20 protein-coding genes are annotated in these 23,475 nt (G+C 34.9%); 12 read left to right on the top strand and 8 right to left on the bottom strand.

All coding sequences use genetic code 11. The annotated features are described in order from the left end of the window. Positions 1-84: 84 nt before the first annotated feature. Entirely contained in the window at positions 85-1,839 is a 1,755-nt protein-coding gene (locus tag NBX25_RS10965; protein WP_250253651.1) for a discoidin domain-containing protein, read from the top strand. Between the two features lie 333 nt (positions 1,840-2,172). Here the strand turns inward: NBX25_RS10965 and NBX25_RS10960 are convergent, their stop codons facing one another. The 5 genes from NBX25_RS10960 to recJ form a co-directional block, all read right to left on the bottom strand. Beyond that, a complete protein-coding gene (locus NBX25_RS10960) occupies positions 2,173-4,431 on the bottom strand; it encodes a TonB-dependent receptor domain-containing protein (protein ID WP_123909138.1) in 2,259 nt (752 codons plus the stop codon). A gap of 46 nt (positions 4,432-4,477) precedes the next feature. Beyond that, positions 4,478-6,754: an outer membrane beta-barrel family protein gene (locus NBX25_RS10955; protein WP_250253650.1), complete on the bottom strand. Its 2,277-nt coding sequence runs from the start codon at positions 6,752-6,754 to the stop codon at positions 4,478-4,480. A 241-nt stretch (positions 6,755-6,995) separates the two neighbouring features. Further along, complete coding sequence (locus tag NBX25_RS10950) at positions 6,996-7,334, bottom strand: DUF3817 domain-containing protein (RefSeq protein ID WP_123858847.1); 339 nt, start codon at positions 7,332-7,334, stop codon at positions 6,996-6,998. An 80-nt stretch (positions 7,335-7,414) separates the two neighbouring features. Continuing rightward, positions 7,415-7,999, bottom strand: a complete 585-nt coding sequence (nadD, locus tag NBX25_RS10945; protein WP_123909136.1) for a nicotinate (nicotinamide) nucleotide adenylyltransferase — start codon at positions 7,997-7,999, stop codon at positions 7,415-7,417. A gap of 43 nt (positions 8,000-8,042) precedes the next feature. Then, positions 8,043-9,755 (bottom strand): single-stranded-DNA-specific exonuclease RecJ, encoded by a 1,713-nt coding sequence (gene recJ / locus NBX25_RS10940; protein WP_123909135.1) that lies wholly within the window; start codon positions 9,753-9,755, stop codon positions 8,043-8,045. 109 nt (positions 9,756-9,864) lie between these two features. Between recJ and NBX25_RS10935 the strand changes: the two genes are divergently transcribed. Beyond that, entirely contained in the window at positions 9,865-10,677 is an 813-nt protein-coding gene (locus tag NBX25_RS10935) for a M48 family metallopeptidase (protein WP_250253649.1), read from the top strand. Between the two features lie 78 nt (positions 10,678-10,755). Here the strand turns inward: NBX25_RS10935 and NBX25_RS10930 are convergent, their stop codons facing one another. Next, a complete protein-coding gene (locus NBX25_RS10930) occupies positions 10,756-12,378 on the bottom strand; it encodes an ABC-F family ATP-binding cassette domain-containing protein (RefSeq protein WP_123909133.1) in 1,623 nt (540 codons plus the stop codon). Positions 12,379-12,499: 121 nt separating this feature from the next. Between NBX25_RS10930 and smpB the strand changes: the two genes are divergently transcribed. From smpB to NBX25_RS10905, 5 genes are all read left to right on the top strand, one after another. Then, positions 12,500-12,958 carry an SsrA-binding protein SmpB gene (smpB, locus tag NBX25_RS10925; RefSeq protein ID WP_068940217.1) on the top strand — a complete coding sequence of 153 codons (459 nt, stop codon included), beginning with the start codon at positions 12,500-12,502 and terminating at the stop codon, positions 12,956-12,958. A 77-nt stretch (positions 12,959-13,035) separates the two neighbouring features. Then, positions 13,036-14,556: an OmpA family protein gene (locus NBX25_RS10920; RefSeq protein WP_250253648.1), complete on the top strand. Its 1,521-nt coding sequence runs from the start codon at positions 13,036-13,038 to the stop codon at positions 14,554-14,556. A 95-nt stretch (positions 14,557-14,651) separates the two neighbouring features. Further along, complete coding sequence (locus tag NBX25_RS10915; protein ID WP_123909131.1) at positions 14,652-15,392, top strand: YebC/PmpR family DNA-binding transcriptional regulator; 741 nt, start codon at positions 14,652-14,654, stop codon at positions 15,390-15,392. Positions 15,393-15,528: 136 nt separating this feature from the next. Beyond that, complete coding sequence (locus tag NBX25_RS10910) at positions 15,529-16,353, top strand: UDP-2,3-diacylglucosamine diphosphatase (RefSeq protein ID WP_250253647.1); 825 nt, start codon at positions 15,529-15,531, stop codon at positions 16,351-16,353. After that, entirely contained in the window at positions 16,353-17,324 is a 972-nt protein-coding gene (locus tag NBX25_RS10905) for a glycosyltransferase family protein (protein ID WP_123909129.1), read from the top strand. Before NBX25_RS10910 ends, NBX25_RS10905 begins: the two co-directional genes overlap by 1 nt. Here the strand turns inward: NBX25_RS10905 and NBX25_RS10900 are convergent. Further along, on the bottom strand, positions 17,313-17,603 hold the full coding sequence (locus NBX25_RS10900; RefSeq protein ID WP_123909128.1) for a GNAT family N-acetyltransferase: 291 nt from the start codon (positions 17,601-17,603) through the stop codon (positions 17,313-17,315). The genes NBX25_RS10905 and NBX25_RS10900 overlap by 12 nt on opposite strands. Positions 17,604-17,719: 116 nt before the next feature. Next, on the bottom strand, positions 17,720-18,469 hold the full coding sequence (locus NBX25_RS10895; protein ID WP_123909127.1) for an RDD family protein: 750 nt from the start codon (positions 18,467-18,469) through the stop codon (positions 17,720-17,722). A gap of 27 nt (positions 18,470-18,496) precedes the next feature. On the opposite strand from NBX25_RS10895, the gene NBX25_RS10890 reads away from it, so the two are divergent. The 5 genes from NBX25_RS10890 to NBX25_RS10870 all read left to right on the top strand — a co-directional run bounded on the left by NBX25_RS10890 (position 18,497) and on the right by NBX25_RS10870 (position 23,468). After that, positions 18,497-19,480, top strand: coding sequence for a stage II sporulation protein M (locus tag NBX25_RS10890; protein ID WP_123909126.1), 984 nt, complete (start codon positions 18,497-18,499; stop codon positions 19,478-19,480). After that, positions 19,464-20,426 (top strand): DUF4013 domain-containing protein, encoded by a 963-nt coding sequence (locus tag NBX25_RS10885; protein WP_123909125.1) that lies wholly within the window; start codon positions 19,464-19,466, stop codon positions 20,424-20,426. Before NBX25_RS10890 ends, NBX25_RS10885 begins: the two co-directional genes overlap by 17 nt. Before the next feature lie 64 nt (positions 20,427-20,490). Beyond that, complete coding sequence (locus NBX25_RS10880; RefSeq protein ID WP_250253646.1) at positions 20,491-21,198, top strand: DUF4129 domain-containing protein; 708 nt, start codon at positions 20,491-20,493, stop codon at positions 21,196-21,198. Positions 21,199-21,209: 11 nt separating this feature from the next. Then, positions 21,210-22,367, top strand: coding sequence for a DUF4350 family protein (locus tag NBX25_RS10875; RefSeq protein WP_123909123.1), 1,158 nt, complete (start codon positions 21,210-21,212; stop codon positions 22,365-22,367). Positions 22,368-22,436: 69 nt separating this feature from the next. After that, positions 22,437-23,468: an AAA family ATPase gene (locus NBX25_RS10870; protein ID WP_123909122.1), complete on the top strand. Its 1,032-nt coding sequence runs from the start codon at positions 22,437-22,439 to the stop codon at positions 23,466-23,468. The last annotated feature ends 7 nt before the right edge of the window (positions 23,469-23,475 follow it).

Raw genomic sequence — 23,475 nt, 5'->3', positions numbered from 1 at the left:
GAGGATAAAAGTTTCTGTATGTTTTTTACATGAAGAAACAGGAAAAAGTTAGCTAACTTTGCCTGGAATGTTTAAAATCTAAAAATGAGACAATACTTTTTATCTTTAGCAATTCTCCTAGGAATATTTGTGGTAGGGCAACAGAAAACGTTCTGTAATCCAATTAATATAGATTATGGATATACCCCTTTTGAAGTCTTTTCAAAACAAGGAAAACATCGTGCTACAGCAGATCCGGTAATTGTCAATTTTAAAGATAAACTTTTCCTTTTCTCTACGAACCAGGAAGGATATTGGTACAGTGATGATATGCTGGACTGGAAGTTTGTAAAAAGGAAATTTCTCAGAGACAATAAATACATTCATGATCTTAATGCTCCGGCTGCCTGGGCTATGAAAGATACCCTGTATGTGTATGGTTCTACCTGGGAGCAGGATTTTCCTATCTGGAAAAGTACCAATCCCACCAAAGACGATTGGAAAATTGCTGTAGACACCTTAAAGGTTGGCGCTTGGGATCCTGCATTCCATTATGATGAAGATAAAAACAAGCTTTATCTGTATTGGGGTTCCAGCAACGAATGGCCTTTATTAGGAACAGAAGTAAAAGTGAAAACCCTTCAATCTGAAGGCTTTGTAAAACCGATCCTTAAATTGAAGCCGGAAGATCACGGATGGGAAAGGTTTGGGGAATATAACGATAATGTTTTTCTTCAACCCTTTGTGGAAGGAGCCTGGGTGACCAAACACAATGGAAAATATTATATGCAGTATGGTGCTCCGGCAACAGAGTTTAGCGGATATTCCGATGGTGTATATGTTAGCAAAAATCCTTTGGAAGGCTTTGAATATCAGCAGCACAATCCGTTTTCTTATAAACCGGGAGGATTTGCAAGAGGTGCCGGACATGGGGCAACCTTTGAAGACAATTATAAAAACTGGTGGCATGTTTCAACCATTTTTATTTCCACAAAAAATAATTTTGAAAGAAGACTGGGAATATGGCCGGCAGGATTTGATAAAGATGATGTCATGTATACCAATACAGCTTATGGGGATTACCCGACTTACCTGCCGCAGTATGCGAAAGGGAAAGACTTTTCAAAAGGTCTTTTTGCCGGATGGATGTTGCTGAATTATAATAAACCCGTTCAGGTTTCATCTACTCTGGGAAGCTATCAACCCAATTTTGCCGTAGATGAAGATATTAAGACTTATTGGAGTGCAAAAACCGGAAATTCCGGAGAATGGTTTCAGACCGATCTTGGGGAGATATCCACAATCAATGCCATTCAGATTAATTATGCGGATCAGGATGCAGAATTTATGGGGAAGACCTTAGGCAAAATGCACCAGTACAAAATCTATGGATCGAATGATGGGAAAAAATGGAATATTATTGTGGATAAAAGCAAAAATACCAAAGATGTTCCTCATGATTATGTTGAGCTTGAAAAGCCTGCATCGGCAAGATTCCTTAAAATGGAAAATCTGAAAATGCCCACAGGGAAATTTGCATTAAGTGGTTTCAGGGTATTCGGGAAAGGAGCAGGGGAGAAGCCCCGAAAAGTAGAAGGGTTTGTCCCTCTCAGAGCTGATGCTAAGAAATATGGAGAAAGAAGAAGTATCTGGATGAAATGGCAGCAAAATTCTGAAGCAGACGGATATGTAATTTATTGGGGGAAATCTCCGGATAAATTATACGGAAGCATCATGGTATATGGTAAGAACGAATATTTTTTTACAGGTGCAGACAGAACGGATGCTTATTATTTCCAGATTGAAGCTTTCAATGCCAATGGAATGTCTGAAAGAACAGAAATCGTAAAATCTGAATAAGATAATATTTTATCTGAGGATGTAATATCTTGGCAGTAAGCTGTGAGAGGGCAGTTCTTGAAGTACAAAACAGAAATATCACATATTTTGATTAGTTTTTTTCAGACTAATCAAATCTATGATTACCGTTACAATGAGTGTGTATTATAACTTCCAGTCTATTGCTCCCGGCTTCCATTAAAAGTATTCATTTTTTATCAATATGTTTTAGAAATGTTTCAATTTTATCAATAAGGAATTATTTTTTTCATACAATTAAAGATAAAAAACCTGCTGAAGAATCAACAGGTTTGTGTACAAAATAATTTGATTGAATATGAAGAAAGATAGTTTTTATCTGGTTCTGCTTTTGATAGAATCGGAAGCCCCTTCAATATCTCTTACCTTTTTCAGTTTTTTATTTCCGAAATTGTAAGTAAGGCTCACTGTTAAGTTTCTTTTATACTGATTCTGGTGGATATAGTTATAGTTTCCGTTGCTTTGGTAATCATCAATTACTACAATATTGGTTCTTAAAACATCATTTACATTCAGGGCAAAAGTCCAGTCGTTCCAGTTTTTCTTGATGCTAAGATCTAAACTTGATAAACCTCGTAACATCCCCAATTCTATCTGCTGTTTGTCTATGTAGAAAAAGTTCACTCCAAGGAACCACGTTTTCGCTTTATCAAGACGAATGGTATTGTTGGTCTGAATCAAAAGACTGGTAGAATTTACATTATTGACATAGGTTACAAAATTTCCAAGCTCATCTTTGAATCGGTCCCCTGTGGTAGGATCCATATCCAAACTTCCGTTGTTCCTGTTATGCTGAACTCCTATGCTGAAGTTGGTTGTCCAATACTGTTTAAAGAATGATTTTTGGACTCCTATCATCGCTGACATTTCCTGCTTATCTCCAAAATTGGTTCTAATATATCTTAAAGCAAGATTTTGACCAGTATCTCCGTTAGGTTTCACAGGATAACCCTGTAGAGGAACCTGGGTGATAGCATCTTTAATATAAGAATGGTTTAAAACTACAAAATATGAATTCTTATACATGTACATTAGCTCTTGATTATAAGTCGAGGAAGCCTTTACAAATGGGTTGTTTTGTGTATAATTGTCATCAGTCAGCTTGTTCACCACAGGATTGATTTCCCAGAAACTTGGTCTTCTCATTCTGCTTGAAAATGAATAGGAAATATTGTTCTTATCATTAATAGTATAGTTAAGGCTCAGGTAAGGAAGAAAATTATTGTAGTTTCTTTCAATTCTTTTAAGAGCTTCTGCCCCTTCAGGTGGATTATCTGAGGTTCCTAAACTATTAGTGATCTCATATCTTGTTCCAATTTTTCCAGAGAACTTATCCGAAAACTTTTTTTCAGCAGTCACATAGAAACCATAGATACTTTCATCATAGATAAAGTGATTAGGGGCTAACTTTGGCGTATCCTCTGGGTCAAAAAAGTAAGTATCACTTTTTGTATCGTTATCTGTTTGGGTTTTATTATAATTTCCTCCAATGGAAATGGTCAGGTCATTTTTAAATTTTTGAATGTAATCCACCATTCCGGAGAAATTGTTGATAATCTGCGGAAGATCCTGGAACATCTGTATAGACTTATTTCCTATGTTTCTGTTGATGTCAGAATTATAAGTAATATTATCTATAGCCTGGAATCTTTTATAATTCAGGTAAGCTGCATTTACATTCAGTTTACTTCCTAAAGAATCGGTTTTCAATTCATAATTTAAATTGAGCGAGTTATTATAACTTCTTGCATCTTCTTTATTTTTGGACCATGTATAACGTGGGCCTTTTTCGTTAACAATAGTATTGAACAAATTTACCGTTGAATTATAACTCTTATTGGCCCAGGTATTCCAGGATAGAGCTAAGTTGCTTTTATCGTTTAACTGATAGTCGATGTTCAGATAACCGCCAATGTTTTTGTTTGGATCATCAATATCACCTGTAGATTCATTGGATGCATTTTTACTGCTGTTCTTCAGAGTATAGGTTTGAGCTTCAATATTTTCACCACCGCTGAGACTGGCACTTATTCCCAGTTTATCTTTTCTGTAGTTGGCAGAGAAACTTGCCTGGCTGGCATTGTATTTACCTTGAGTGTTAGAGAATCTCATATTTCCATTAAGACCATCACTCATTTTTTTCTTTAAAACGATGTTGATGATCCCGTCAGAAGATTCTACCTGATATTCACTTCCCGGAACTGTAATTACCTCAATTTTCTGGATGTTTTCTGCCGGAGTATTTTTAAGGAACTGAGCTAATGATTCTGCATCCATATTGGATTTTCTTCCATTGATATAGATTAACACATTGTTCTTTCCTGCAATCTTTAATGTTTTATCATCGGTGGAAGACAATAATGGAGTCTGTTTCAGAATATCAAAGGTTGTATTTCCTTTGGCTATAGGAGAAGAAGCAACATCATAGACCAGACGATCACTTTGTTTTTTGAAAACTTGTTTGGTGATGGTAATCCCTTCTATATTTTTAGTTTTTGTCGAGTCAGATTTCTTTTCCTGTGCAAAAGCACAAGTTCCGAATATGACTGCAATTGACAAAAGTATACGTTTCATGTTTGTTTTTTTTTAAGAGTGGTTAAGAGAGGTAAGTTTTTATAGTTTAGGTTCTTGATTTTACAGCATCATTCGCTGATTTCATTTCCCTTGCTTTTTTCAGTTTCTGATTTCCGAAATTGTAGGTTACTCCAATGCTTATTAATCGTGGATAGTTGAAGTTCGTTATATTATTATACTTCCCGTTAGGCTGTATACTGTTAACTCTGTAAAAACTCTGATTAAATAGGTCATTTGCCTCTGCAATTACGGTCCAGTCACCGATAATTTTTTTCAAACTGATATCAAAGCTTTGTCTTACCCCTATTGTACCACCTTCCATAGCTACTTTACTTCCGAAAAAGTAATTAACTCCTAGAAACCAGTCCTTTTTAGAAGAAAGGCGAACGACATTATTGATAGTTGCAGACATATTGTAATTTTTAACATCTACGATGTAAGGTTCCAGTTCTTCCGATTCGTATGGCCCAAGCTGAGAAGTAGGATCTTGCCATACACCACCAGTGTAAGTAATATATCCTAGATTTACGGAATAGTTGGTGGTCCAGATATCTTTAAACCAGGACTTGTTCATTCCAAGCGTCAAACTGATTTCTCTATTCTTACCATAATTGGTTCTGATGTATCTCAGGAATCTTATTTTATCCATAAGCATATTACCCGCTTCATCGTATATGTAATTACCATTTTCATCCTTTTGCGGAGTGGTTAAAATTCCCTGTAAAGGAAGCAGGTCTGAAGCTGCGGCATCGTCTACCATTGTATAACTCAGGTTAGCATAGAATGCATTTTTATACATATAGTTCAGCTCCTGATTATAGAACTTAGCAGCCAGTACAAAAGGATTATTTTGGGTATAATTGGTTGGAGTAAAATACGTTCTGGATGGGTTGAGCTCCCAAAATCTTGGTCTTCTGATTCTACTGGAGAAAGTATAACTTAAATTATGGTCGGAATTGATGGCATAATTTAAATTCAGGTAAGGAAGCAGGTTATTATAATTTCTTTCAAATCCTGTTTTTGCAAGAATATCTCCGGTACTTCTGGTCATTTCATAACGGGCACCTATTTTTCCGGATAACTTTTCCGTCAGTTTTCTTTCATAGTTTAAATAAATACCTAAAATATTTTCTTTATAAATGAAATGATTGGTCTGTTTATTATCCATTACAAATTCATCGCCGATTAATTTGTCTTGTCTTGTATCATTATCTGTATTGGTGTAATTATAGCTAACTCCCATTAACCAGGTTGCCCCTTTAGCCGTTTTTTTCAGATAGTCGATATTGGCTGCATAATTGTTGATAATTTGGGGTACAGATTGTTGTAAAGCAGAATATCTCTTTTTATACTCTGCACTTGAAGGATCAATATTGAATGGAATACTCTCATTGAAACTTATCTTATCTCTGTTAAACCATAGATAAGAAACATTAGAGGTAAGTTTACTGCCTATAGAATCTGTTTTGATCTCATAATTCAAATTGAAAGAGTGATTTCTGGTTTGAGCATCTTCATAATTAACAGTTCTGTCCATTAATACTCCATTTTGCCAGTTCGTCATATCCAGAACAGAATTGAAACTCTTATTATATCTCATATTATAAGATAATCCAAGACTTTGTTTCTTGCTGATTTCATAATCAATATTAAACCCGCCACCGAAGTTTTTATTAGGATCATCATTAGAACCATAGGACTCATTTCTGAAGGTTGGATCCCCGTTAGATAGTGTATATTTTTGTCTTTCTGTCCAGCTACCCATTCTAAAATTAGAATTTCCTGACCATTTTCCCTGTCTGAAGTTAAAAGATCCTCCTGCATTAGGGTTGTTGTAATAAGCTTGTTCGTTCTGCATTTTCAATGTCCCGTTGTAGCCATTATTTTTGTTCCCTTTCATCACAATGTTGATGAGCCCTTCCTTAGATTCCACCTGGAATTCACTTCCTGGAACTGTAATGACCTCAATTTTCTGAATATCTTCCGATGGAGTAGACTTCAGCATTTCAATCAATGCCTCAGAATCCATATTGGTTTTTTTGTTATTGATATAAATAACAGCATCAGATTTACCTAAAATCTTTAAGGTTTTACCATCAATGCTGGAAATCATTGGAGTCTGCTTTAAAAGGTTGAACGTATTAGTGCCTTTAGCGATAGGAGAAGCTGCCACATCATAAACAAGACGGTCTCCCTGCTTTTTGAAAACCTGTTTCTTGATATTGACTGACTCAATAGCATTTACTTTCAAACTATCTTTTTTCTGTTGAGCGGAAACCAGTCCGCTGAAGAATAGTGCTGCAATGAGAATTTGAGTTTTCATGATTATTATATTTTAATTAATAGCTTGTATGGTTTGTTATTTAACATTACAAAGATATATAATAAATTTAGTATCATGCAATACAAAGTACTGAAAAATAATTTGAATTAAATTTAACTTATTGATTTTCAGTTACTAAAAATTAGTATTTAAAAATGCACTGCTTGACCTTTCTGTATAATAAGACAACTGTAACAATAATTCTGTTACAGCAAAACATGAAATTTTATGAAAAATAATTTTATTCTCTGTCGAATTGAGCCAATTTTTTATCGACCCATACCGTAGCAAAGGGGAAAAAGGCTGCTAATAAAGCGAACACAAAATCTTCGTCATCCCAGTTGTAAATTTTTCTTGCGGGAATGCAGAGTAAAAGGTAAAGTGTAAAAAATAACCCATGTAGACTACCAATGACGCTGATGAAAATAATAGAATACAGATTTTCATCATACCGGATCCAGATCATAGCCACACAATATAATAAAACACATGAAATAGCTTCCGCAAGACAAATCTGTTTAAACCATTTGATGAGTTTTTCCTGAGAATATTTTGAGAAGAAATTTTCGATGAAGTTCATTTTTGTAGAATAAGTTGAGTATTAAAGGTAGGGGACTCTACAGTTTCCCACTTTAATCTCTTATTAATGGTTTTGCAAAATTACTTATAAAAGTTACTTCCATCCAAATATTCAAAAACTTCAGGTGGTAACATAGGCCTCACATTCTTACCTTCTTTGATCATATTACGGATTTCTGTAGCAGAAAGTTCTATCACAGGAGCCTTTATCAGAGAGATATTTTCATGCTGAAGATATTCTGAATCCTTCTTTTCTCCTTCAAACACCCTTGGATAAACAATGATATGATGATTTTTAATCAAAGCTTCAGAATTTTTCCATTTGTGCAGGCTATCCAGATTGTCCTCGCCCATAATCAGGCTGAAAGAATAGTCTGGGTGCTTTTCATGCAGATAAGTAAGCGTATCAATGGTATAACTTGGCTTTGGAAGAGAAAACTCCACGTTGGAAGCACGCATATTAGGATAATTCTTTACTGCCAACTGTACCATATCCAATCGGTTGTGGTCCTTCAATAAAGATTTTTTGTCTTTAAAAGGATTTTGTGGACTCACCACAAACCACATTTCATCCATATCGGAATTTTCCAAAATATAATTGGCTAAAATAAGATGTCCAATATGGATCGGATTAAAAGATCCGAAGAATAAACCGATTTTTTTCATATTTGTTAGATAGCAGAAAGGGATAATATAGTAAATGAATGATCTAGTCCTTAAACTTTACATCTTTGATATTAAGATAATGAGTTACATTGCCTTTCCAATGATTTTCTTCCAGCGTAAAAGCCAGATCAAAATTTTTATTTTTAAAATCCTCTACAAACTGTCCGAGTTTGAACCCTACACATTCAATATTTCGTCCCGTAGATTCTTGCTTGATATAAAACTTCAGATGATTGTTGTCTTTACCCATCGTTTTAACATAGCCTGAAAGCTTTTGATTCGTAAGTGTAAAGATAGGCTTCATATTGTGAGGCCCGAACGGAGCCAGTTTTCTATGGAAATTGATGAACTCTCTGTTAATTTCGTCAACGGTAATTTCAGTATCAATTGAGATAGAAGGTTCTTTCTGATGATCTTGAATTTTTTCAGAAACAATCTGTTCAAATTTTACTTTAAATGCATCAAACTTATCCTTCTCCATTGAAAGTCCTGCAGCAGCATGATGTCCTCCGAATTTAAGGAAATATTCCGAGCATAGATCAAGAGCTTCATGAACGTCAAAATCCGAAACCGATCTTGCAGAAGCTACCATTTCACCATTATTTCCGTCCGTAAAAACCAATGTAGGTTTATAATAAGTTTCAATCAGTCTTGATGCTACAATTCCAATTACCCCTTTGTTCCACTCAGGATGATAAACAATGGTAGTGTGTTTCGTTTCCTGTTGAGATTCTATAATCTGGTTCAAAGCCGAAAGAGTAGAGTTCATGTCCAGTTCACGTCTTTCATCGTTGAGGTTCATGATGTCACTCACAATCTGGTTGGCATGTTTCAGGTTCTCAGAAACCATAAGTTCTACTGCAGCTTTTCCATGGGAAATTCTCCCTGCAGCATTTATTTTAGGGGCAATTTCAAAAACAATATTTGAAATTTCAAAATGAGACAACTTATCTTCTGGAATTAATAATCTTAACCCGAGATTTCTTGTTTTTCTAAGAGTTTTTAATCCCATTTTAGCAAGAACTCTGTTTTCTCCCGTCATCGAAACAATATCTGCAGCGATGGATATAGCCAGAAGATCTGTAAGCTCAAATAATTCTGCGTCCGGAAGTTTATAGATGGTATTCAATCCCTGGCAAAGCTTAAAACCTACACCGCACCCGGAAAGTTCCTTGAACGGATATCGGCAGTCGCTTCTTTTAGGATCTAATACAGCTGCAGCATTAGGAATTTCTTCACCAGGAAGGTGGTGATCGCAGATGATAAAATCTATTTCCAGGCTGGAGGCATAATTAATCATATCAAGAGCCTTAATTCCGCAGTCCAGTGCAATGATTAGTGAAAAACCATTCTCTTTGGCAAAATCAATTCCCTCTGTAGAAATTCCATATCCTTCAGAATTCCTGTCCGGAATATAGTAATCCAGGTATTTTTTCTCAACAATTTTGCTGAGGTAAAGGTACATTAAAGCAACAGCTGTAGTTCCATCTACATCATAATCGCCATATACCAATATTTTTTCGCCATTTTCAATTGCAGTAGCAATACGCTCTACAGCTTTTTGCATGTCTGCCATTAAAAACGGACTGTGTATATCGTTAAGGTTTGGTTTGAAAAATTCTCTCGCCTTCTGATAATTGTCAATTCCTCTAAGAACGAGAAGTTTAGATTCAAAAGTACCAAAACCAAGTGACGAACTTAGTCCGTCCACAATTTCCTCATCGGGTTCGGGCTTGTAAATCCATTTTTGACTCATGTTCACAAAAATAAGGAAAAAAAATAGCATTTTGGTGGGATAGGGAACGAAGTTTTGACTTAATAATTGTTAAAAATTAATTACCTTCGTGCTCCAAATTTAAATGACTATGAAAAAAATTATCGTATGCCTTGTATTTTTAGGGGCAATGAATTCGATCAGTGCACAGAAAATCAATCTTGGAAAAGCTGCCGGAATTGTTTCAAATGGTGCCAAAGCTTTAACGTTTACCAACGAAGATGCTATTAAATTATCCAAAGAATCTGTAGATTGGATGGATAAAAACAATGCTGTAGCAGGACCCAAAGATCCTTACACAGTAAGACTAAACAAGTTGTTTGGAAAACACAAAACACAAGACGGTCTGAATTTGAACTATAAAGTGTATAAAGTGAAAGATATCAATGCTTTTGCTTGCGCAGACGGAAGTGTACGTGTGTTTTCTTCTCTGATGGATATTATGACGGATAACGAATTATTGGCTGTAATTGGTCACGAAATTGGTCACGTTAAAAATCAGGATACGAAAGATGCCATGAAATCAGCTTATTTAAAAGCAGCAGCATTAGATGCAGCTTCATCAGCATCTGGTGCAGTAGCAACTCTTAATGATAGCCAGATCGGAAAAATGGCCAATGCATTTTTAGATGCTTCCCACAGCAAAAAGCAGGAGTCTGAAGCAGATACCTATTCTTATGACTTTATGAAGGCTAATAAATATGATGTAGTGGGAGCTTATTCCGCTTTCAAGAAACTAGCTTTGTTATCTGAAGGAAGTACACAATCCGGTTTTGAAAAAATGTTTAACTCTCACCCGGATAGTGAAAAAAGAGCTCAAGCAATCAAAAAGAGAGCAGAAAAAGACGGATTATGGAAAGATCCGGGAACTGTTACGCTTCCAACGACGAAACTTACAAAATAATTATTTAATTTATTGTTTAAACAAAAATACCTCAAAGCATAGCCTTGAGGTATTTTTATATTCATTTGATGTATCAGATTAAGAATACATTTTTTCTTTTAATTCTTTTACTTTTTTATCAGCAAGATATTCGTCATAAGTCATTTCTCTATCGATAATTCCGTTAGGAGTTAATTCAATAATTCTGTTACAGACCGTTGACAACATTTCGTGGTCATGAGATGCCAATAAAAGATTTCCTTTGAAGTTAGACAATGAGTTGTTCAATGTCGTGATACTTTCAAGGTCTAAGTGGTTGGTAGGCTCATCTAATAAAAGAACGTTAGCTTTCTGAAGCATCATTCTACTGAACATACATCTCATTTTTTCTCCTCCCGAAAGTACTTTACAAGATTTCAATGCTTCATCACCAGAGAATAGCATTCTTCCTAGGAATCCTCTTACGAATTCTTCGTGACGCTCTTCATCGTTTTTCGTGAATTGTCTCAACCAATCAACCAAGCTTAAATCTTCTTGGAAGAAATTAGTATTATCTAAAGGCATGTGAGATTGGTTCGTAGTTACTCCCCAAGCAACAGTTCCTTTATCTGCTTCAACGTTTCCAGCCAGAATTTCGAAAAATTCTGTGATCGCTAAAGAGTTTTTAGAAAGTACGGCTACTTTATCTCCCTTTTTAAGGTTTAAATCAATATTAGAGAATAATAACTCTCCGTCTTTTGTTTTTTCAAGACCTTTTACATCAAGAATCTGATCTCCCGCTTCTCTTTCCATTTCGAAAATGATCGCTGGGTATCTTCTGGAAGAAGGCTTAATATCGTCAATATTTAATTTGTCGATCATTTTCTTTCTTGCAGTAGCCTGTTTAGCCTTAGCAACGTTAGAACTGAATCTGGCAATGAAGTCCTGAAGTTCTTTTTTCTTCTCTTCAGCTTTCTTGTTAGCCTGAGCTCTTTGTCTTGTTGCTAATTGAGATGCCTGGTACCAGAAAGAATAGTTACCTGTGTAAAGGTTAAGCTTCGCATAATCTAAATCTCCAATGTGAGTACACACTGTATCTAAGAAGTGACGGTCGTGAGATACTACGATTACCGTGTTTTCATAATCAGCAAGGAAATCTTCTAACCAAGAGATAGTATCAATGTCAAGGTCATTGGTAGGTTCATCCAGAATCAATACATCAGGATTACCGAAAAGTGCCTGAGCCAAAAGAACCTTTACTTTATCTTTGTTCTCAAGTTCACTCATCATTTGCCAGTGCATTTCATCTTTAACACCTACGTTGGAAAGCATGGTTTGTGCATCAGATTCTGCAGTCCATCCACCCATTTCATCATAGATTACACCTAATTCACCCGCTTTAATTCCATCTTCGTCGGAGAAATCTTCTTTTGCGTATAACGCATCCATTTCCTCCTTTATCTCAAATAATTTTTTATTACCTCTTAGTACAGCTTCAAGAACAGTATATTGATCATAAGCAAAGTGATCCTGCTCTAAAACTGACATCCTTTTCCCTGGTTCCAGAGATACGTGACCTGTTGTAGGATCTTGCTTTCCTGTTAATATTTTAAGGAATGTAGACTTTCCCGCCCCGTTTGCTCCGATGATCCCGTAGCAGTTTCCTTTGGTAAACATAATATTTACCTCGTCAAAAAGAACTCTTTTCCCGAATTGTAAAGATAAGTTAGATACTGTTAACATATAGTTTTGTAAATTTGGCGCAAAAATACAAAAAGAATTTGGGTATATTGTAATAATATAATAGTCAAGTTTTTAAATGTATGGTATTTTTTATATATTTCATTAACGAAATTTTAAAATAATGAAGATTGAGAAAACAGTTAATATATTAAATAAAAGAGCCCGCTTTGAATATGAAATTCTTGAAGAATATGAAGCCGGGATGGTTTTGACGGGTACGGAAATAAAATCTTTACGTTCTTCTAAAGCATCTATCACAGAATCGTTCTGTCAGTTTATTGATGGGGAATTATACATCATTAATATGATGATTGATGAGTACAAATTGGGTACTTTTTACAACCACAAAACAAAAAGGGAACGGAAATTGCTCTTGCACAAAAAAGAATTGCAAAAACTTGAAAAAAAGTTAAAAGATGCAGGAAACACGATTATAGCTTTAAAATTATATATCACTGATCGAGGTAAAGCAAAAGTGCTGATAGCGCTGGGTAGAGGGAAAAAGCTTTTCGATAAAAGAGAGGCCATTAAAGATAGAGAAAATAAGCGGAACCTGGACAGAATATTAAAGAAAAGTTAAAAATCATTTGAAAAACTTTGTATATAAAGAAAAATTATATTTATTTTGCATTATCAATTATTTAATCATTTAATTCTATGAAAAATCTAAAATTAGGAATTTCAGCATTGGCGCTTACTGTTGCTTCTACTGTTTTCGCACAGACTACCAACAATCCGTGGTTAATCGGAGTTGGTGCTCACGCAGAAAACCATGTAGCTGCACGTGCAGGTTTCAGTAATACGTTCTCTGCGAAAAATTTGACAAAGAATCTGTTCAATATGAACAGCTATTCTATTACACCTCCATTATCTAAGTTAACAGTTGCTAGAAACGTTGGTAAAGGTTTAGTTATTGACTGGCAAACTTCTGTTGGAAATGTTGAAAACAAAAGATTCAACATGGGGAAAGAATTTTTCTTAATGACAGGTATTGGTTTCCAGGCTAAAGCTGCAGGTCTTTTATGGAACGAAGAATCTTGGTTTGATCCATATTTAAGAGTTGGTGCTAACTACCTAAGACATGACTATACTGGTCAAACTTTCCCTAAAAATGGGCTTGATGCTAATGGAAATGTATTAGATTACAACGTACCTAATGGAAAAGATGGTAACGAGAATGGTAAAGCTAATTACTTTACTGTATCTACAGGTGCTGGTGCTAACTTCTGGGTAACTAAAAACTTCGGTCTTGGTATCCAAGGAGATTATGTATCAACTCCAGGTGATAAATCTACAGTTGCTAACTTCTGGCAGGCTTCTGCTTCTATCTTATTCAGATTCGGAAACAGAGATAGAGATAAGGATGGTATCCTAGATAAAGATGATCTTTGTCCAGATACTCCAGGTTTACCAGAATTCCAAGGTTGTCCTGATACTGACGGTGATGGAGTTCCAGATAAAGACGATCAATGTCCAGATGTAGCTGGTCCAGTTGAAAACAACGGTTGTCCTTGGCCAGATACAGACGGTGATGGTGTTATCGACAAAGATGATGCTTGTCCTACTGTTGCAGGTCCTGCTGAAAACAAAGGTTGTCCTTGGCCAGATACAGACGGTGACGGTATCCTTGATAAAGATGATGCTTGTCCTACAGTTCCAGGTCTTCCAGAATACAACGGATGTCCTAAACCTAAGACTAAAACTGCTGAAGAAGTTGAAACAACATTCAAGAGTGTATTCTTTGACTTCAACAAGGCTACAATTAAAGCTGAATCTAAGCCAGCATTAGATAGAGCTGCTGAAATCATTAAGAAAGATGGAGGTAACTATCTATTAGAAGGTAGAACTGATGCTAAAGGTGCTGCTGCTTACAACTTGAAATTATCTAGAGAAAGAGCTGCTTCTGTAGTTGCTGCTTTAGATTCAAGAGGTGTAGATGCTAACGCTCTTAAGTCTGTAGGTGTAGGTGCTACTAAAGCTACCGTTCCTGCTAAAGCTACTGACGCTGAAAGACAAGTAGACAGAAAAGTAGTTGTTAAAGCTATTGAGAACGAAGCTGAGTGGAATGCAATCGCTAAGAAAGATTATGCTGACGCTCCTGCTAAGAAAGCTACAGCTAAAAAAGCTACTAAAAAAGCTCCAGCTAAGAAAAAAGCTGTTGCTAAAAAGAAAAAATAATTAATTTTTCTAAATAATGAATACCTCCAATTTTTTGGAGGTATTTTTTTTTTGTAGACTTTTGAGTAATTTTGTTGAAAATTTAAAAATTTAAAATGGGAAGAGCATTTGAATATAGAAAAGCTTCTAAAATGGCCAGATGGGATAAAATGGCCAAAACTTTCTCTAAAATAGGTAAGGATATTGCATTAGCAGTAAAAGCTGGAGGAACAGATCCTGAAGCTAACCCTGCTTTGAGAAGATGTATCCAAAACGCTAAAGGGGCAAACATGCCTAAGGATAACGTAGAAAGAGCAATCAAAAAAGCGAGCGGTGCAGATGCTGAAAACTATGAAGAAGTTACTTATGAAGGATACGGGCAAGGAGGAGTTGCCTTTTTTGTAGAATGTACTACAAACAATACAACCAGAACGGTAGCCAATGTAAGAGCTGTTTTCAATAAGTTTGACGGGAATCTTGGTAAAAATGGTGAACTGGCATTTATCTTTGACAGAAAAGGAATTTTTACAATTGATTTAGCTCAAGTTAAAATGGACTGGGATGATTTCGAAATGGAAATGATTGATGGGGGAGCTGAAGATGTAGAAAAAGATGAAGAAGAAGTAATGATTACTACTGCTTTTGAAGATTTCGGGTCTTTATCTCATAAATTAGATGAACTGGGAATTGAAGCGAAGAGTGCAGAATTACAAAGAATTCCAAATAATACAAAAGAGGTAAATGAAGAACAGTTCAAAGCGAATATGAAAATGCTTGAGCGTTTTGAGGACGATGATGATGTGCAAAACGTTTACCACAATATGGAAATTACAGAGGAGCTAATGAACTCTTTATAAAAAATAATATAGCATTCATATATAGTTAACTTTCAATTAGTTTCTTTGTAAAAAACTATGAAACGCCTTCATGTGTTTTCGATGTGGAAATAGTAGGCGTTCCGTCCGGCCAATTTAAAAGCTGAAAAATATACGGATGAAAAGAAACGTTGAGTTAGTTGTTATATCGGATGTTCATTTGGGAACTTATGGATGTAAGGCTAAAGAATTGCTGAGATACCTCAATTCTATCCAGCCTAAAACTTTGGTTTTGAATGGTGATATCATTGATATCTGGCAATTCAAAAAGTCTTACTTCCCTAAACCTCATTTGAAAGTGATCCGAAAAATTCTTTCATTTGCTACTAAAAATACAGATGTTTATTATATTACAGGAAATCACGATGAAATGTTCCGCAAGTTTACCGATTTTGAATTGGGGAAACTTAAAGTCTGTAATAAAATCTGCCTGACTATTGACCAGAAGAAAACCTGGATCTTTCATGGTGATGTTTTCGATGCATCAGTTCAACATTCAAAATGGATCGCCAAACTCGGTGGCAAGGGATATGATCTTTTAATTATCATTAATAATGTCGTAAATTGGTTTTTAGAGAAAATGGGTAAAGAAAAATATTCATTTTCAAAGAAAATAAAAAATAATGTAAAGAAAGCGGTAAAGTACATTGGAGATTTTGAACTCACGGCTTCTGAGCTGGCCATTGATAATCAATATGACTATGTAATTTGTGGTCATATTCATCAGCCGCAGATTAGAGAGGTTGTTAATAAAAAGGGATCCTGTACTTATCTGAATTCCGGAGACTGGATTGAAAACTTATCAGCATTAGAATATAATGATAAGGAATGGAAGATCTTTTATTATGACGATCATAAGCATTTATTGAAAGATGATGAAATTGAGGAAATCCAGGAGATGGATAATTCTGAGCTTTTAAAAATTGTAACCAATTTTACCTAATGAAAATTTTGTATGCATTTCAGGGTACCGGCAATGGGCATGTGGCGCGGGCACAAGAGATTATTCCGATACTCAAAAAGTATGCTTCGGTAGATACGCTCATCAGTGGTCATCAATCGCAATTAAAGGCCGATTTTGACATTAATTTTCAATATAGAGGTATTTCCCTGCTTTATAATAAAACAGGCGGTTTATCCTATCGAAAAACATTTACTGATAATAGCTTTATTGATGCGGCAAAGACAATAAGGGGATTGGAACTTTCCCAATATGACTTAATCATCAATGATTATGAACCTTTGACAGGTTGGGCTTCTAAATTAAAGAAACTGCCAATGATTGAACTTAGTCATCAGGCTTCTATGAGCTTTCCGGAAACCCCTAAGCCTCAAAAGAAAGATTTTCTGGGAGAAATGATTTTAAAATATTATGTTCCGAGTGAAAGGAAAATCGGTTTTCATTTTGAAAATTATCATCCCCAAATCAAAAAACCGGTAATCCGAAGAAAGATAAGAAATCTTAATCCTTATAAGAAAGGATATTACCTTGTTTATCTTCCGAGCTTTGCAGATGAAAATATCATTAAAGTTCTGAGAAAAATTCCGGTAGAGTGGAAAGTGTTTTCAAAATACAGTAAAGTACAGGTTAAAGTAAAAAATGTTGAAGTATTTCCTATTGATGAAATCCAATATCTGAAATATTTTGAAGGGTGTGAAGGAATTCTTTGCAATGCAGGTTTCGAAACTCCTGCAGAAGCACTTTTCATGGATAAAAAATTATTTGTAATCCCAATTCACAATCAATATGAGCAGGAATGCAATGCCTGTGCTCTGGATAAAATGGGAATTCCCAACTCTAAGGTTTTAAATCTGCAGGAGATTATGGAATGGGTGGCTTCAGATCATCACCTTAAAGTTGATTATCCTGATAATATTGAAGAAATCCTGGTGAAGGATGTCTTAGTTCTTTAAGAAAATATCATCCACATCATTCATTCTCATCATTACGGCTCTTGCATACGAGCAGTGAGGATAAACGTTCCAATTATTTTCCCTTGCAAATTTGATGGCTTCTTCTACCAGATATTTTCCCATTCCTCGTCCTTCAAATTCAGGATGAACCAGAACAAAAGAAATAATTAATTTATGATCTTCAGGAAAAATTGTATAGGTTAATCTTCCTACTTCTTTTATTTCATTATTCAGGGTAAGAACTCCGCCGTTTCCAGATCTGTTGTTTTCAAATTTCATGATAGAAGGTTTATTGTTATTATTAAAGATACGAAAATTATGAGGACTGATAAAATGTATTGGGTTTGATAGTCCTGCTATTCACTACTTGCGAAGCAAAATTGACTGGTGACAATCTATTTATCCTTTCCTGTATAATAGTTATAATCTTTAATAATAACATTAATAAACTGTTTTTCCGTCATTTTTGTAGGATCTATTTCCAGTTTCAGAATGCTTTTGATCTTATTGGAAAGTTTACTGATGATCTGGCGGTCGTCCGCTTTCACAGCTTTAGTATAATTATCCTTGATGATTCTCATATCATTATCACTTAAAGCAATAACCTGAGGAAATGAAGGAATATAATCGTCATTGATATTCTCGAGAATCGTATGAGAAATATTAATATTGTTTTTTAAAGAAATTACAGCCGTTCCGGAAGCGATATCTCCCAGACGCTGATTGTTTTTGGAAACAATCATTGAGATTAGGCCTACCACTCCTGCAAAAGATACATCTATCAGCCTGAATACCCAACGGATCAAATAATCTCCAAAACTGGCCTGATATCCGTCAATCTTTACCACTCTGATTTTCATGAGTTTTTTCCCTGGCGTCTGCCCTTCCATCAAACTTTCCAAAACAAGAGGATAAATGTAAGTAGGGAAGGTGAGTATAATATAGACTGCCATTACAGACCAGTTATCCAGACCATTAAGTAAATATCCCAAGTCCAGGATGTTGAAAAACAAATACAGAACAATGACAACGTAAGCAACTCTTATCAGAAGATCAATGATAAATGCAAGCATTCTTTCTCCAACACTTGCCGTATTGAAGTTAATATTTACATTTTGTGAGGTATTTATCGCAATCTGAGACATATTTTTTATTATTTTAGCCTTACAATTATGAGAGAAGTTTATTTCATTAAACAAAATAAAGAAAAATGGTTGGGAATAGAACAGGTTATTGATGGGAAAATTAAAAAAAATCCTGATGACCTGTCTTCGTTATATATTAACCTGATCAATGATCTTTCTTTTGCCCAGACTTACTATCCTAAAAGTAATACAACCATTTATCTGAATCACCTATCTTCACAAATTTTCCAAAAGATTTATAAAACCAAAAGAGTAGAGGAGAACAGATTGGTGTATTTCTTTAAAACAGAAGTGCCGCTGCTGGTGTATCAGTACCGGAGATATTTACTGTATGCTTTTCTGTTTTTTGTTCTTTTTACTTCTATAGGCGTACTTTCTGCTATGTATGATAAAGATTTTGTGAATATTATTCTTGGTGAAAGTTATGTAAATGAGACTATTGAAAATATTAAAAAGAATAATGCAGTTGGAGTATATCAGAGTGGAACAACCTGGGGAACAACCATTGGTATTATTTTCAACAACATCCAGGTAGGTGCTAAATTATATATCTACGGAATTGCTGGTGGAGTGGGAACTTTATTTGCATTGCTCTCCAACAGTGTTATGTTAGGATCTTTCCAATACTTTTTTTATGATTATGGTGCTTTGAAGGAGAGCGCCAGAGGAATTTGGCTTCATGGCGTTTTTGAAATCTTTGCTATGGTCGTAGAAGCGATGTGTGGATTGATTTTAGGGGCATCTATTTTATTTCCGAGAACCTTTTCAAGATTTAATTCTTTTAAAAAAGGATTTAAAGATTCTTTTAAAATATTTTTAAGCACTGTTCCTTTCACTATTTGTGCCGGAATTATCGAAGGGTATGTGACAAGACATGCTTTAAAAATGCCTATCATCCTAAACCTGATTATTATTCTGGGATCCCTGGCGATTATAGGATTTTACTATTTTGTATATCCGGTTATAGTCAATAAAAAAACTAATAAACACATCAATGATACAATTTTATAAAAAAAGAGATTTTGGAACTTTCATCAGTGACAGTTTCAATTTTTTCAAATTATACGGAAAGAATTATTTTAAGAACTACATTCTGATCAATGGCTTACTGTTGATTTTAATGGTAACTGTTTTTATTTTTGGGTATAGAGAGCTTTTTTCTCAAATTTTCGGCTCTAATCTGGGGGGAGATACTTATTATTTTGAAAGGTATTTTTCAGACAACGCCGGAATGCTGATCGGAGTTGGGATAGTTACATTCCTGCTTTTTATGATTCTGGCTATTGTCAATTATCTTTATCCTGTTTTTTATCTGAAAAGAATCGCTGCCGGAGCAAAAAATATAAAGACCGATGAGATCTTAGGTGACTTTAAAGAAAATATAGGTAGAATTGGTAAGTTGTGTATTGGGATGACATTTATTGTAATTCCTTTATCTTTATTTATAGCAGGGTTTTCCTATCTTCTGATATTTGTGCTTATCGGGATTTTTCTTGTAATGATTGTTTATCCTACATTATTTAATGTGATTACATTTCTGATGTATGATTATTTTAATTCGGGCAGAGGTTTTATGGAAAGTCTGAGTTATTCTATCCGGTCACAATTTTCTTATCCTAACGGAAGCGAAAAATCTCCTTATTGGAAATATTGGGGTGCAGGATTTGTGATGTTTATTATCATATCTATTGCCAGCTCTGTATTTACCTATATTCCCATGATTTTTTTCTACGGTTCAATACTTACCTCTACACCCGATGGAAGTTTTGAGCAAGACCCTTTTACAGGTGCTTTCGGAATCATATTTTTTGTATTTTATGGAATTTCAATGCTGCTTTCATTCTTCCTTTCGAATCTGTTGTATGTGAATGCCGGATTCATGTATTATGACAGCAGAACGGATCTTCATCAGAAAGTAGAGCTTGAAGAAATAGACACTATTGGAATTAATGAATAAGGTTCTTTTTTTCATATTATTCGTTTTCTCCCTAAGCCTTGTTAAAGCTCAGGATGAAAATGATATGGGCGATTCACTGTTTACAACGGGACATTATCATAATATGCTGCGTGCAGATTCCGTACTGGCAAAAAATCCTATTTCTGAAAATACTGTATATCCTAAAGAATTTAAGAAAAATATTCCATCAAGATATAAAGGAAATGAATTTGATTATTCTGTATCAAAACCCAGAGAATCTTTCTGGCAAAAACTATTGAAGAAAATAGACCGTATTTTTAGAAGCATTTTTGGAGAGACCGTTTTTGAAAAATCTTCCCAACTGACGGTAGCACTTGTTCGGCTTTTTGCTATTATTCTGGTAGGCTTTCTTCTATATTTTATTATTAAATATATTCTTGGAAAAGACGGGAGTTTTATTTTCGGTAAAAAAAATAAAAAACTGAACCTGAATGTAGAAGAACTTCATGAAAATATCCACGAAATCAATTTTCCGGAAAGTATTGCAAAATTTGAACATGCTGGAGATTATCGTTCAGCCGTTCGTTATCAGTTCTTATTTATTCTTAAAAAATTAAGTGATAAAAAACTGATTGCTTGGAATCCTGAAAAAACCAATAAAGATTATGTGTCGGAACTAAAAGCTACCCAGCTTAAAAATGAATTTTTCGATCTGTCTTATATTTTCGATTATGTATGGTATGGTGAGTTCAATATTGACGAACAGAGTTACCAGAGATTTAAAAATCAATACCAGGCATTTAAACCATAACCTAATTAACTATGAATAAGACTTTCAGAATATATGCTGTGATCTTCATCGTTGTGATGGTTATTTTGGCATTGCTTGAAGTGAATAAAAAAGAAACTACAGACTGGCGTAAAAATTTTGATATCAATGAGAAGTCTCCATTTGGCCTTTTTGTGTTTGATAACGAAGCAAAAGATCTTTTTAAAACTCATCTGAAGAAAATAGATCGGGCTCCTTACGAATATTATAACCAACATAAAAAAGAAGTTCATAACATTGTCATTATTGAAACTGATATTGATACAGAATCCTGGAAAAAGATTATGGATCAGGTATCAAAAGGTTCAGATGCTATGCTGGTGATAAGCAGTATGCCTAAGCAGATTTCAGACAGTATAGGATTTTATGATTCAGAAATTTCTTTTGAAGAAGAGAATGTACTAAAGCTTACAGATCAAAAATATAAGAATGATTTTATTCAATTAGATAAGTTTCCTTCAGGAAGAGGGTTCTCATTTATTAAGCCTGAAGTGGAAGTATTGGGAAAGACGGTGGAGAGTAAAAATACAGATCAGGCTAACTTTATCAAGGTGAAATTTGGAAAAGGAAACTTCTATGTTCACAGTGAGCCACTTTTCCTTACCAATTATTATTTGTTGAAGCCTGGAAATGTGAAATATGCACAGGATGTTTTCTCTTATCTTCAGGATAGGGAAACCCTTTGGTTTGTTGATAATAACACTAAGACATCCCGTTTCTTCATGAGATTTGTATTGGGAAATCCAGCATTGAAATATGCATGGTGGGTATTTCTTGGGGGACTCATCCTCTTTATTTTCTTCAATGCTAAAAGAAAACAGAGAATTGTACCCGTTACAGAACCATTGAGAAATACATCACTGGATTTTGTGAAAAGCATCGGAAATCTTTATCTTCAGGAAGGTGATTTTCATGACATGATGGCTAAAAAAGCCCAATATTTTCTAAATAAAGTCAGGCTGGATCTTCTGATTGATACACAAAATCTGGATGAAGAATTTGCTAAGAAACTACAGATGAAAACCGGAAAATCCATAGAAATGATTAATGAGGCTATTAACCTTATCAAAAGAGCACAGGATCCGTATGCAAGCGTTATGAAGGAAGATCTGACAAGAATCAATAAACTGCTTGACGAGATATTAAAATAAATAAGCATCCCAAGGGACGATTTAATAAAAGATAGAATGAAGTCCTATCAAACCCAAAGAAAAAAAAATATGGAAAATCTTGATAACCCAAACATAGAAAATCAATCTTCTATAAATCTTAATAAGAACGAAGATCAGTTTCAGTCAAGAATTGATATGATTGAGCTTCGTGCAAGCCTGGATAAGGTAAAAGCGGAAATAGGAAAAGTAATTGTAGGACAGGAGAAAATGATAGAACATCTTCTGGCAGCATTACTTTCAAACGGACATGTTCTTATTGAAGGTGTTCCGGGAGTAGCAAAAACGATTACCGCAAAATTATTAGCAAAGACCATTGATGTAGGTTTCAGCAGAATTCAGTTTACACCGGATCTTATGCCTTCTGATATCTTAGGAACCTCAGTTTTCAATGTGAAAAATTCTGAATTTGAATTTAAAAAAGGACCTATTTTCTCCAATTTTATATTAATTGATGAGATCAACAGATCACCGGCGAAAACTCAGGCTGCTTTATTTGAAGTAATGGAGGAAAGACAAATTACAATGGATGGTACCCGTTATATGATGGAAGAACCATTCCTTGTAGTAGCTACGCAGAACCCGATAGAGCACGAAGGAACATATAGACTTCCTGAAGCCCAACTAGACCGTTTTCTATTCAAAATTACTGTGGGATATCCGAATCTTGAGCAAGAAATCGCCATCATTAAAAATCAACACGAAAGCAAAAAAGAAGATAAAACAGAAGGCGTAAACCATGTTATTACGGCAGAGCAACTGAAAAATTATCAACATTTGGTTAAGGAAATCATCGTGGAATCTCAATTGATGGAATATATTGCGAAGATTATCATCAACACCAGAGAAAACCAATTCCTGTATCTGGGGGCTTCACCTAGAGCTTCGCTAGCTCTTCTTACGGCTTCCAAAGCTTTTGCTGCATTAAGAGGAAGAGATTTTGTAACCCCGGAAGATATCAAAGAGGCAAGTTATGCTGTATTAAGACACAGAGTGATCGTTTCTCCTGAAAGAGAAATGGAAGGCCTTACTGCTGATGAAATTATCCGTCAAATCTTAGAAGGAATAGAAATCCCTAGATAGGTAATAG

The organism is Chryseobacterium sp. Marseille-Q3244, assembly GCF_940807095.1.
Classification (GTDB): Bacteria; Bacteroidota; Bacteroidia; order Flavobacteriales; family Weeksellaceae; genus Chryseobacterium.
Note: the sequence above shows the minus strand (reverse complement) of the source record. Positions and strands in the feature narration are given on the sequence as shown.

Coding starts and splice junctions, on each gene's coding strand:
- NBX25_RS10870 (WP_123909122.1), top strand. CDS start 22,437: ATGGAAAATCTTGATAACCCAAACATAGAAAATCAATCTTCTATAAAT.
- NBX25_RS10880 (WP_250253646.1), top strand. CDS start 20,491: ATGGGCGATTCACTGTTTACAACGGGACATTATCATAATATGCTGCGT.
- NBX25_RS10915 (WP_123909131.1), top strand. CDS start 14,652: ATGGGAAGAGCATTTGAATATAGAAAAGCTTCTAAAATGGCCAGATGG.
- NBX25_RS10965 (WP_250253651.1), top strand. CDS start 85: ATGAGACAATACTTTTTATCTTTAGCAATTCTCCTAGGAATATTTGTG.
- nadD (WP_123909136.1), bottom strand. CDS start 7,999: ATGAAAAAAATCGGTTTATTCTTCGGATCTTTTAATCCGATCCATATT.
- NBX25_RS10920 (WP_250253648.1), top strand. CDS start 13,036: ATGAAAAATCTAAAATTAGGAATTTCAGCATTGGCGCTTACTGTTGCT.
- NBX25_RS10935 (WP_250253649.1), top strand. CDS start 9,865: ATGAAAAAAATTATCGTATGCCTTGTATTTTTAGGGGCAATGAATTCG.
- smpB (WP_068940217.1), top strand. CDS start 12,500: ATGAAGATTGAGAAAACAGTTAATATATTAAATAAAAGAGCCCGCTTT.
- NBX25_RS10900 (WP_123909128.1), bottom strand. CDS start 17,603: ATGAAATTTGAAAACAACAGATCTGGAAACGGCGGAGTTCTTACCCTG.
- NBX25_RS10885 (WP_123909125.1), top strand. CDS start 19,464: ATGATACAATTTTATAAAAAAAGAGATTTTGGAACTTTCATCAGTGAC.
- NBX25_RS10960 (WP_123909138.1), bottom strand. CDS start 4,431: ATGAAACGTATACTTTTGTCAATTGCAGTCATATTCGGAACTTGTGCT.
- NBX25_RS10895 (WP_123909127.1), bottom strand. CDS start 18,469: ATGTCTCAGATTGCGATAAATACCTCACAAAATGTAAATATTAACTTC.
- NBX25_RS10905 (WP_123909129.1), top strand. CDS start 16,353: ATGAAAATTTTGTATGCATTTCAGGGTACCGGCAATGGGCATGTGGCG.
- NBX25_RS10950 (WP_123858847.1), bottom strand. CDS start 7,334: ATGAACTTCATCGAAAATTTCTTCTCAAAATATTCTCAGGAAAAACTC.
- NBX25_RS10875 (WP_123909123.1), top strand. CDS start 21,210: ATGAATAAGACTTTCAGAATATATGCTGTGATCTTCATCGTTGTGATG.
- recJ (WP_123909135.1), bottom strand. CDS start 9,755: ATGAGTCAAAAATGGATTTACAAGCCCGAACCCGATGAGGAAATTGTG.
- NBX25_RS10910 (WP_250253647.1), top strand. CDS start 15,529: ATGAAAAGAAACGTTGAGTTAGTTGTTATATCGGATGTTCATTTGGGA.
- NBX25_RS10955 (WP_250253650.1), bottom strand. CDS start 6,754: ATGAAAACTCAAATTCTCATTGCAGCACTATTCTTCAGCGGACTGGTT.
- NBX25_RS10890 (WP_123909126.1), top strand. CDS start 18,497: ATGAGAGAAGTTTATTTCATTAAACAAAATAAAGAAAAATGGTTGGGA.
- NBX25_RS10930 (WP_123909133.1), bottom strand. CDS start 12,378: ATGTTAACAGTATCTAACTTATCTTTACAATTCGGGAAAAGAGTTCTT.